Origin of the sequence: Patulibacter sp. NPDC049589, assembly GCF_040675535.1 — a bacterium.
Taxonomy (GTDB): Bacteria; Actinomycetota; Thermoleophilia; order Solirubrobacterales; family Solirubrobacteraceae; genus Patulibacter.
Genome location: NZ_JBFAPC010000189.1, coordinates 1 through 9,742, shown reverse-complemented (window position 1 = coordinate 9,742; position 9,742 = coordinate 1). Strand labels below are relative to the sequence as shown.

The 9,742-nt window shown below is 77.3% G+C and carries 8 protein-coding genes; 5 read left to right on the top strand and 3 right to left on the bottom strand.

The window, feature by feature from the left end:
• Nucleotides 1-197: 197 nt before the first annotated feature.
• Together AB0L40_RS24035 and AB0L40_RS24030 are read left to right on the top strand one after the other, a co-directional pair.
• Complete coding sequence (locus AB0L40_RS24035; RefSeq protein ID WP_364360689.1) at nt 198-563, top strand: helix-turn-helix domain-containing protein; 366 nt, start codon at nt 198-200, stop codon at nt 561-563.
• 153 nt (nt 564-716) lie between these two features.
• Nucleotides 717-2,477, top strand: coding sequence for an N-acetylmuramoyl-L-alanine amidase (locus AB0L40_RS24030; protein ID WP_364360687.1), 1,761 nt, complete (start codon nt 717-719; stop codon nt 2,475-2,477).
• A gap of 94 nt (nt 2,478-2,571) precedes the next feature.
• On the opposite strand, the gene AB0L40_RS24025 is transcribed toward AB0L40_RS24030, so the two are convergent.
• On the bottom strand, nt 2,572-3,048 hold the full coding sequence (locus AB0L40_RS24025) for a Fur family transcriptional regulator (protein WP_364360685.1): 477 nt from the start codon (nt 3,046-3,048) through the stop codon (nt 2,572-2,574).
• 153 nt (nt 3,049-3,201) lie between these two features.
• On the opposite strand from AB0L40_RS24025, the gene AB0L40_RS24020 reads away from it, so the two are divergent.
• Nucleotides 3,202-5,064: a hypothetical protein gene (locus AB0L40_RS24020; protein WP_364360683.1), complete on the top strand. Its 1,863-nt coding sequence runs from the start codon at nt 3,202-3,204 to the stop codon at nt 5,062-5,064.
• Here AB0L40_RS24020 and AB0L40_RS24015 read toward each other — a convergent pair.
• Nucleotides 5,061-6,194 (bottom strand): ArsA-related P-loop ATPase, encoded by a 1,134-nt coding sequence (locus tag AB0L40_RS24015; RefSeq protein WP_364360681.1) that lies wholly within the window; start codon nt 6,192-6,194, stop codon nt 5,061-5,063. The two genes, AB0L40_RS24020 and AB0L40_RS24015, sit on opposite strands and share 4 nt — an antisense overlap.
• Complete coding sequence (locus AB0L40_RS24010) at nt 6,191-7,201, bottom strand: ArsA-related P-loop ATPase (RefSeq protein ID WP_364360679.1); 1,011 nt, start codon at nt 7,199-7,201, stop codon at nt 6,191-6,193. The genes AB0L40_RS24015 and AB0L40_RS24010 overlap by 4 nt, the downstream gene beginning before the upstream one ends.
• A gap of 244 nt (nt 7,202-7,445) precedes the next feature.
• On the opposite strand from AB0L40_RS24010, the gene AB0L40_RS24005 reads away from it, so the two are divergent.
• Both AB0L40_RS24005 and AB0L40_RS24000 read left to right on the top strand, forming a co-directional pair.
• Nucleotides 7,446-8,912: a hypothetical protein gene (locus AB0L40_RS24005; protein WP_364360677.1), complete on the top strand. Its 1,467-nt coding sequence runs from the start codon at nt 7,446-7,448 to the stop codon at nt 8,910-8,912.
• Nucleotides 8,903-9,742, top strand: an 840-nt coding sequence (locus AB0L40_RS24000; RefSeq protein ID WP_364360675.1) for a serine/threonine-protein kinase, incomplete at its 3' end; no start/stop codon positions are given. The genes AB0L40_RS24005 and AB0L40_RS24000, both read left to right, overlap by 10 nt.

Below are 9,742 nucleotides of genomic sequence, written 5' to 3'. Positions count from 1 at the left end.
CCGGGCGGTGTCCTGGCGTCGCACGGTGCCGAGAGCCAGACTGGAAGTCTGACGGAGGTGCCGGGTGGCGTCAGGTGCCGTCCGGGACGTGCACCCCGCCGCGAGATCGTGGAAACCATCATCTAGACCGGCCCGACGGGGCGGTCCGGACGGTGCCGCCCCACGGGGCCGGTCGCTTCATTCGGTAAAGTATCGGCATGGCCGTCGATCCCACCTGCCCGGTGTGTCGCACCGCGGACATCGTCTGCGGCAAGTGGACGCTGCTCCTCGTGCGCGACCTCGCCGAGGGCAACACGCGGTTCTGCGAGCTCGAGCGCTCCCTCACGGGGATCAGCCCCCGAACGCTCTCCCTGCGCCTGCGCGGGCTGGAGGAGGAGGGCATCGTGGCCCGCCGCACGTTCTCCGAGGTCCCGCCGCGCGTCGAGTACGCCCTGACGGAGAAGGGCCGCGCCCTCCTGCCGATCATCGAAGGCATGCGCGCGTACGGGTCGCAGTGGCTCGGTGCCGCCGACGACTGCGCCGACGCGGTCGGCGCGCCGGACGCGATCGCGCTGCCCGCCTGAGCAGCGCGGCCCGCCGGGGCGCTTCGCACGGGGCCGGCCGGGCCCGGCGTCGGGCCTCATCACGCCGTCCGCGGCGCTGGGTCGCCGCTTGCAGTCGTGGCTTCTTCGTCGGCGGACCGGAACTCTCCGGTGACTCCCCGGTTGGGACTACCGATGCCGTTTCCCCCGAACCAGCACGACCACCCCGTCGTCCCGGCGTCGCCCGCCGAGCCAGGGGCGGTCCTCACCCGCCGTACGGTCGTGCGCGCCGGCGCCGCCGTCGGCGCGGTCGCCGTGCTCGGCGGCCTCGCGACGACGTCCGACGCGGTCGCGGCCTCGGCGCCCGGACGCCTGGTCGTGCGCCGCTCGGTGCTCGGTCCGGGGCGAACCAGCGGGCCGCTCCGCGCGCCCCATCGCTTCGACCTGCTCGGCGCGCCCGTCCGCACGGTCGACGGGATCGGACTGCAGCTGCGGGCCCGGTCCACCGGCGGCCGCTGGAGCGCGTGGCAGTCGCTCGACGGCCACGACGGGCACGCTCCCGACGGGCGCCGCGCCGCGATGACCGACCCGGTCTGGTTCGGCGGCGCGGACGAGGTCGAGCTGCGGGCCCGCCGCCGCCCCGACACCGACGTGCGGCTGGACCTCGTGGCGATCTCGTCCGCCGACCGCCGGCGCGCGGGAGCCGCGAGCACGAGGGCGGTCGCCGCGGGCGGCATCCTCGGCGCCGGGCGGGCGAGCACCCGCGCCAGCGGCGGCAGCGGGGTCCCCGCGACGTCCCGCGCCGCGGTCCCGACGATCATCCCGCGCTCCGCGTGGGCGAGCGGCCTGAAGACGAAGGGCGCGCCGACGTTCGGCTCCGTCCAGATGGCGTTCGTCCACCACACGGTCAACGGCAACACGTACGGGCGCGAGGACAGCCCCGCGCTCGTGCGCGCGATCTTCGAATACCACGTCGGCTCCAACGGCTGGAACGACATCGGCTACAACTTCCTCGTCGACCGCTTCGGGCAGATCTTCGAGGGGCGCGCCGGGGGCATCGACCAGCCCGTGATCGGGGCGCAGGCGATCGGCTGGAACTCGGTCTCGACCGGGATCGCGATCATCGGGACGTTCGAGTCCCAGCCCGCGCCGGCCGCCGCCCTGGACGCGGTCGCGTCGATCATCCGCTGGAAGCTGCCGCTCCACGGCGCGCCGACCGCGGGCACCGTCGCCCTGGTCTCCTCCGGGGGGTCCGGCAACCGCTACAAGGCCGGCATGGCGGTGCAGCTCAACCGGATCAGCGGGCACCAGGACGGCTGCTCGACGGACTGCCCGGGCACCACGCTCTACGGACAGCTGCCGGCCCTGCGGTCATCGGTCGGGAACATCGGCGCGGCCGCGACGCCGGAGCTCTCGATCACCGCGCCCGCATCGGCCGTGACCTACGGCGAGACCGCGACGGTCACCGGGCGCCTGACGCTGTCCGGCGACGGCGTCGGCGGGACGACGGTCGTCGTCGAGAAGAAGAGCCCGAACGGCGCCTGGGTCGCGATGACCCAGACGACGACGAGCGCCGACGGCAACTGGAACGCGGGCGTGGTCGTCCGCGCGGCCAGCGCCGTCCGGGCGCGCGGGGGTGGGGCGACGTCGAGCTCCGTCACGCCGGCGCTGGATCCCGGCCTGTCGCTGCGCCAGCCGACGAGGCACCCGCGCACCGGTCGCGACCTGACCGTGCGCGGCAAGGCGCGCGGCACGGATCAGGTCACGATCGTCCTGAAGCGCAAGGAGCACGGGCGCTACATCACCGCCAGCCGCCGGACGGCCAAGGTGAAGAAGGGCACGTTCACCGGCAGCGTCCCGGTCCGCAAGTCCGGGCTCCACACCGTGTCGGTCGAGGTCAAGAGCGGCGGCAAGACGTACCGCTCCGAGAAGCGCTCGGTCCGCTCGCGGGCCTGAGCCCGGCCGGCGGCGTCCGGGGCCGGGCGGCCCCGGATCCCGGAGGGCGCGGCGGTCCGGGGAGAGGCCCTGCCCGCGGGTCCGAGACCGCCGGTCAGGCCGCGGGGACGTCCTCGTCGCCGGCCGCCGCGCGGCACGCGGCGCAGGTGCCGTGGAGGACGACGTCGTGGCCGGTGACCTCGAAGCCCGCCCCGGCGCTGAGGCGGTGGATGGCCTCCTCGAGGCCGTCGTCGGTGAACGGCACGACCGCGCCGCACTCCTTGCACACGAGGTGGTGGTGATGGTGGTCGGGGGCGAGGCGCTCGTAGCGGGCGATGCCCTGGCCGACCTCGATGCGCTGCACGAGGTGCAGCTGCTCCAGCTCGTCGAGCACGCGGTAGATGCTCGCGCGGCCGATGGTGCGGTCGTTGGCGCGCAGCTCGTCCTCGATCTCGAGGACCGTGCGGGCGCAGCGCTGCTCGTCGAGCAGGTCCAGCAGCGCGGTGCGGGCCCCGCCGCGACGGTACCCGGCGTCCGTCAGGCGGTCCTCGGCGCGGCGGCGCCAAGCGGTTCCCGAGTCCGTCGTGCTCATCCCGACCATCGTAGCCGGGAATGCGGCTCCCGCCCGCCGCGCCGGGCCGGGCGCCCTGACGCTCGTCGGGCGGTCCGCCGTCCGTCGCCCCCGGTCGGTGCAGGACGGCGTGCAGGCGCGAGGAGCGCCGGGGCGGGCGGAGAAGGCGACGCCATGCGCCACCCGCAGCTGCACGCAGCGCTCACCACCGCCGGTCTGCACGCCGCCCGTGAGCTCGCCGCGCTCGTGGACGAGGGCGACGAGGTGCCGTTCGAGCTCCTCGAGCACGCCCGGCGCGCCCGCTCCGGCGCACCCGGTCCCACGCTCTACTCCTACCGCCCGCTGGTGGGGCTCTACATCGAGCGCCACGCCGACGCGCTCGCCGCCCTGCCGGGCGTCGCCGAGGCCCAGCACACGATGGTCGCGGCCTGGGGCGTCGAGGCGTACCTGCAGGCGCGCGGCGTCGAGCGGCCGCCGGCCGACCCGCACGAGCGCGCGTCGCTGGCCGTGCGGCAGTTCCTCGAGCGGCTGTTCGAGGACGCGCCGGACTTCGTCGTCCACTCCGAGCACTTCGACCGCGCGTTCGCCGAGCTCGAGTCCGTCATGACCGCCGACGCGACCGAGACCGTCGTCGTGATCCCGCTCGTCGGCGTCTCGCCCGCGATGGCCACCGTCGCGATCACGCGCGGCGTCGCGCTGCAGCGGCCCGAGGCGCTGAAGGGCGAGGTCCCCGACGCCGCGCTGAGCGGCCCGGACGGGACGCCCGCCGACGCGGTGGCGACCCTGCGCTGGTCGGCCCGCCCGGGCTCGGCGGAGACGCCGCGCCGCGCCCGCGAGGCCTCGCGCCGCCTGATCACCGCGCTGCGCCTGCACGTCGCGGGCGCGACGCCGTCGGCGGGGCCGCTCGTGTGGCTGCGCCCGGCCGGCGCGCCGTGGCGCGCGATGGCCGTCGGCGGGACCATCGCGTCGCGCGGGGTCGTGACGCTCGACGCGGAGGACGTGCCGGACCTGCGGACGTTCGTCGACCTCGTGGCGCGGCGCCTGCCGCAGAGCGGCGAGGTCGCCTGGGCGCTGCGCCGGTGGACCCTCGCGCTGGACCGCGACCGCCCCGAGGAGACCCTGACCGACCTGCTGCTCGCCGCCCGCGCGCTGCTGGAGCCCGAGGGCCCGCGCTCCGGCCGGTTGGCGGGGCGCCTGGCCGCGCTCTGCGCCGTGGGCGACGATCGCGCCCGGCTCTCCCGGCGCTTCGCGCGCCTCGCGCTGCAGGAGCAGGAGGTCGTGGCCGGCAGCCGGCGGATCGACCGCGACCTGCCCGACCGCGTCGACGAGCTCGCCGACTGCCTCCGCGCCGTCCTGCGCGACTGCGTCGTCGGGCACCTGCGCGGCGACCTCGTCGAGCTGGCCGAGGAGATCCTCGACGGCGTCGTCGACGAGGCCCGCACCGCCCCGGCCGGCTGGCCGTCCGAGCGGGTCTCGGGCACCGCGGCCCGGGACGCGCTCACCGGCGTCGGCCCGGCGTTCGACGACGAGGAGCTGGACTTCGACGACCTGGAGCCCGACGACGACGGCCTCGGGCAGGACCTCGATGAGCTCGAGCGCCACGTTCCCGGCGCGGAGCGCTCGAGCGGGCGCACCGTCGACGACGCGATCGACGCCGAGGCCTACCCCGTGACGTCGCCGGAGGACCCGCGCGCCGCGCGGCCGATCGTGTCCGACGCCGAGGCCGAGCGCCGGGTGCCGGGCGCCGGCGATCCCGACGGCCCGGCGATCCACCGCGCGGAGCGCCCGGCGTCCCCGCGCGGGGCGGGGCGCGAGGACCTGGACTCCGAGGTGCCGGAGTTCCGGCCGACCGGCGAGCCCTACCCGGCCGCGCTGCGCCCGCTGGACCCGGACGGCGAGATCCGCGCGTCACGGCGCCGCGAGCGGCCGCAGCAGCTCTGGCTCGACGTGACGTGGGACGAGCCGCAGCTGCACGAGCCCGCGGACGAGGACGACGACGACTCGACCGGCCCGTGGCCGGTGAGCGAGGCGAGCTAGCCGGCGAGCAGCTGGTCGCGCACCGCGGCCAGCGCGGGGAGGTCGAAGACCTCGCCGTCCAGCGCCGCGACGACCGCCGGGCGCGGATCGCCGACGGCCGTGGCCAGCTCGGCGACGGCCTCGGCGTCGCGCGCGGCCCGCTCGCGGTGCTCGTCCCACGTGCGCCCGACCTTCGCGGCCAGCGCGTCGCCGAGGACCGCCGACAGCCCGGCCGCCACCGCGGCGCCGTCGCGCTCCGGCCCGGCGGGGACCGCCTCGACGCGGTTGACGATCAGGCCCGTGAACGGCATGCCGACGGTGCGCAGGTGCTCGCGGAAGAAGCGGGCCTCGGCGCTCGGCAGCGGCCCGGGACCGCTGACGACGACGAAACGGGTGCGGTCGTCGCGGAGGATCGCCCGGACGGCGACGGCACGGGCCGAGAACCCCGCGGTCAGCGGGCCGAGGGCCTCGAAGAACGTGGCGAGGTCGCGGACGACGTCGACGCCGGTCAGCCGCTGCAGCGCCGACAGCGCCAGGCCGGTGCCGCGGCGGGCGACGCGCGCGGCGATCCCGGTCCGGCCCTGCCCGAGCAGCGCCTGCACCGCGCGGCCCTCGAGGAACCCCGCGATCCGGTCCGGCGCGTCGAGGAAGTCCAGCGCGTTGCGGGACGGCGGCGTGTCGAGGACGACGACGTCGAAGCGCTCGTCCGCGACCAGGTCGTGCAGCCGCGCGACGGCCGTGAACTCGTGGCTGCCGCCCGCCGCGCCGGAGATCTGGCGGTAGAGCGGGTTGGTGAGGACCCGCTCCCGCGTGGCGAGGTCCGGGCTGAGCTCGGCGATCAGGCCGTCGAAGGTGCGCTGCGGGTCGAGCATCGACGCCCACAGCTCGCCGGGGGGCTCGACGCCCAGCGCGGCCAGGCGGTCGGGGGCGACGCGCTCGGGGTCGTTGGCCAGCGTCCCGAGGCCCAAGGCGTCGGCCAGCCGGCGGGCGGGGTCGATCGTGACGACGGCGACGCGGCGACCGCGGCCGGCGAGCGCGAGCCCGATCGCGGCGGCCGTCGTCGTCTTGCCGACGCCGCCCGGTCCGGCGCAGACGACCACGCGCGCGCCGTCCAGGCGGGCCACGAGGCCGACGGGTCCGGGAGCGCTCATCGGGTCGTCCCCGGGCCGTCGGCGCGGAGCCGGCGGAGGCCCTGCTCGAGGCGATCGGCGAGCGCGTCCACGTCGTCGGGTCCGAGCCGGCGGCCGGTCGCGGCGGGCAGCGTCACGACCGGCCGGCGGAACCCGCGGCGGAAGCGCGCGAGCTGCCGCTGCTGGTCGTGCGCGCGGCGGGCGTGGACGTCGGCGACGGCGATCGCGGGGTCGTGCGGGGCCCCGGCCGCCAGCGCGTCCCGGTCGGCGGCGGAGAAGCGGTCGGGCAGGACGCCGTTGACGACGCCGAGGGCGACGTGGATCCCGACGCGCCCGCCGAGCGCGTCCTCGAGCTCCAGGGCCTCGGACACGGGCAGCTCCTCGGCCGTCGCGACGACCACGACGGCGGTCTGAGCGGGGTCGCCGAGCGTCGCGGCGATCGTCGCGCCCTGGCGAGCCACGGGCCCGACGCGGGCGGTCCGGGCGAACTGGACGGGCGCCGACAGCGTGCTCACCGCGTGGCCCGACGCCGGAGCATCGAGGATGCAGAGGTCGTAGGGCTCGGCACCCGGGGTGCGGCGGACGGGCTGGGCGAGCTCCCAGACCTTGCCGAGCGCCAGCAGCTCGCGCAGGCCGGGCGTCGCGGCGGTCAGGCCGGTGAAGACCTTGCCGGACCCGAGCAGGTCGGCGATCGCGGGGATCGGCAGCTGGTCGCGCAGGTACTCGCGCAGCGCGGCCTCGGGCGAGATCGAGACGTGGTGGAGCGTGCCGCTCGCACCCCGGACGGGCACCGCGCGCTCGACGAAGCCGTCGTCGTCGTCGTCGTCCGTCGTCGCCCCGCCGGCGGGCCGGTCCGCGGGGGAGAGGAGCGTGTCCAGGACGTCGCCGCGCCGGCCGACCTCGGCCACCACGGCGCGGCGCCCGGAGCGGGCGGCCAGCACGCCGAGGGCCGCGGCGACGGTCGACTTGCCCACGCCGCCCTTGCCGGTGACGACGACGAGGCGCCGCTGGAGCAGGTCCTCGGGCATCCGCCGCCGATCCTACGGGAGACCGCCGGGAGGCCACCGACCGGCCGTCCGCGGTGCGCCCCATGACGCACCGTGAGACACCGAAACGCCAGTCCAGGACGCAAGATCCGCCATTCGGCCCAGCCGGGCGGCGGTATCGTGGTGCTCCTCGGCGCGGGTGCGCGGAGCGCGAGCTGCCATGACACGACCACGCATCCGACGAGCGCCCATCGGAGGGTCCCGGGGACGGCCACGGCGCTTGGTGGTGGGGGCCGGCATCGCGGTCGTCGCCGCCGTCGCCGGCGCTCCGGCCGCCGCGGCGGCCGCACCGCTCGGGGACGTCACGACGTACCCGCTTCCGACGGCCGGGAGCGGGCCTGCGGGCATCGTCGCGGGCGCCGACGGCAACGTCTGGTTCACCCAGCGCGACGGCAACCGGATCGGCCGGATCACGCCGGCCGGGGTGATCTCGCAGTACGCCGTCCCGACGGGCGGCAGCGGGCCGGAGGCGATCACGCGCGGTGCCGGGGACGCCCTCTGGTTCACCGAGCGCGCCTCGGGGAAGCTGGCGCGGTTCTCGGCCACGGCCGGCCCGGCGCTCGGCGGGATCGCCGAGTACGCGGTCGGCGCGGCCCCGACGGCGATCACCACGGGCCCCACCGACGGCGTCTGGTTCACCGTCGCCGGGGCGTCCCGGATCGGGAGGATCTCGGCGACCGGGCAGATCACCGACTACCCGACCGGGTCGGGCACCCGGCCGCTGGGCATCACCGCCGGTCCCGACGGGAACCTCTGGTTCGCGCTCCAGGGTCGCGAGCAGCTCGGGCGCGTGTCGCCGTCGGGGACGTACTCGGAGGTCGGCCTGCCGTTCGCGGGCACCGGCGCCGTCGTGCGTGGCCCGGACGACCGCGTGTGGTTCGCGGGGGCCTCGTCGCTCGGCGCGGTCGGCACGGCAGGCGCGCCGTCCGAGATCCCGCTCGGCGGCACGGGCGGCCTCGGACCGAGCCTGACCGTCGGGGCCGACGGCAACGTCTGGTTCACCCGCAACGGCCGGATCGGGTACGCCACGCCGGCCGGCGCGACGCGCGACTTCGCGGTGCCGGGCGGGCTCGGCGCGGCCGCCGTCACGGCGGGTCCGGACGGGAACGTCTGGTTCACGGACGCGACCGGCAACCGGGTCGGCCGTGTCGGCACGGGCGCGGCCGGGACCGGGAGCGGGAGCGGGAGCGGGGCGGGCGGCGGCTCGGGCGGCGGGGCGGGGGCCGGGGGCGGGTCCGGGACGGGCGGGGGAGGCTCCGGGTCCGGGACGGGCGGCGGCACCGGTGCGGGCGGCGGCAAGGGCGGACCGTCGGCGCCGAAGGTCGCCGTCCCCGTGTTCAAGGTCGCCTTCTTCACGCGTCGCGCGCTCCGGGGCGGCGGCCGAGGGGTCCTCTGGAAGCGCATCGAGGTGCAGGGCGTCGCCCGCGGGACGACCGTCCGCGTCCGCTGCCTGAAGGCCTGTCGCCTCGACGCGGCGTTCACGGTGGCGCAGTCCCGGCGGGCGCTGCGGCTCAAGCGCGACGTCCGGGTGTCGACGGCCTCGCGCGTCCGGGTGACCGCGTCGTCGGCCGGTCAGCGGGCCCGCTACGTCGACTACCGGCCGCGGGTCCTCTCCGGCGGCATCGTCCTGCGCAAGGTCGGGACGGGGTGCGCACGGGACGCCCGGGGCACACGGACGACCGCGTGCCCGTAGCCGCGGACTCCCGCGTGACGTCGCACGGCCACATCCACCTGGAGCCGGGCACGGACGTCGACGGCTTCGAGATCGTCGAGACCATCGTCGTCGGCGGGGCCAGCGCGACCTACCGGGCCTTGCACCGGGCGCTGGACCGGCACGTCGCGCTCAAGCTCCTGCAGCCCGCGACGTTCGCCGACGAGCACGGGTCGCTCGCGGCGGCCCGGGAGGCCGCCGGCCGGGTCGCCCGGCTCGAGCACCCGAGCATCGCGCCGGTCTACGCCTCGGGCGTCCTGCACGGCGGGCTCTGGATCGCCGGCGCCCTGCTGGAGGGCCGGACGCTCGCCGCGCCGGCGAAGCTCCCGGGCCTCACGCCCGACGACGTCGCCCGCATCGTCGGCCAGGCGGGGGCGGCGCTCGGGCACGCTCACGCGCAGGGGATCCAGCACCGCGACCTCCGCCCCGACTGCGTCGTGCTCGACGCCTGGGGGCACGTGCGCCTGCACGACTTCGGGGTCGCGCGCACGAGCGGCCGGACGGGGCTCCTCAGCCGGTCGGAGATCCTCGAGACGCTGCGCTTCACGGCCCCGGAGCTCGTCCTCGGCCGGCCGGCGACGCCGGCGACCGACGTCTATGCGCTCGCCGCGGTCGCGGTCTGGTGCCTGACCGGGGAGCCGCCGCACCCGGACCTGCCGCTGGCCGAGTACGTCGTCGAGCGGACCTCGGCGGCCCCGCCGGCGCTGCACGCCCCCGACGGCGCGGTCGCCGGCCCGCTGAGCGCGGCGGTCGCCGACGCGATGCGGTCCGATCCCGGCGACCGCTGCAGCCTCTCCGCGCTGACCGCGGCG